This window comes from Endozoicomonas atrinae (assembly GCF_001647025.1).
GTDB lineage: Bacteria > Pseudomonadota > Gammaproteobacteria > Pseudomonadales > Endozoicomonadaceae > Endozoicomonas > Endozoicomonas atrinae.
On the sequence record NZ_LUKQ02000717.1, the window covers coordinates 1 to 639 of the forward strand.

Genomic DNA, 639 nt, shown 5'->3' on the forward strand with positions numbered 1-639 from the left:
TTTGAATCACCCAATAAAGAACCTATCGTCGTTAATCAGCAGAAGTGGAACTACAAAGGAAAGGTTCTTAAGCACTATGAAACCTTATACGGTCGTATACCTTTGGAGCGCTCCGTATATCAGGGTGTCAGAGGTGGCAGTACTCTGGCAGCACTTGATCTTCGTGCCGGTATTATTGGTTCAGCTACACCCAAATTTGCCAAGTCTATCGCCTGGAAATACAGCCAGATGCCAGCGCCTGCGGTAAAAGAAGATTTTGAGACCAACCATCAAAGGACGCTTTCAAATTCTTATATCAAGCATTTATCGGACAGAGTAGGTGCATTAATTGAAGACCAGCAAGACACTCACTACCACCTTCCTCCACTAAAAGAGCCTGTTGAAACAATAGCCATTGGTCTGGATGGAACCTGCATGCTGCTTTGTGAAGAAGGCTGGAGGGAAGCCATGTGTGGGACATTGAGCCTATATTCTGCAGATGGAGACAGGCTCCACACGATATATAAAGCCAGTTCGCCAGAGTATGGTAAACAAAGCTTTATGAGCAAGCTCGACGAGGAGATTGCAGATCTAAAACGACTCTACCCAAATGCCACATACATCGGGGTAGCTGACGGGGCTAGAGAAAACTGGAGTTAT

1 pseudogene is annotated in these 639 nt (G+C 45.7%); it reads left to right on the forward strand.

The features are described from left to right. Nucleotides 1-639: pseudogene (locus tag AK963_RS34280) on the forward strand (ISKra4 family transposase); the annotation flags it as partial.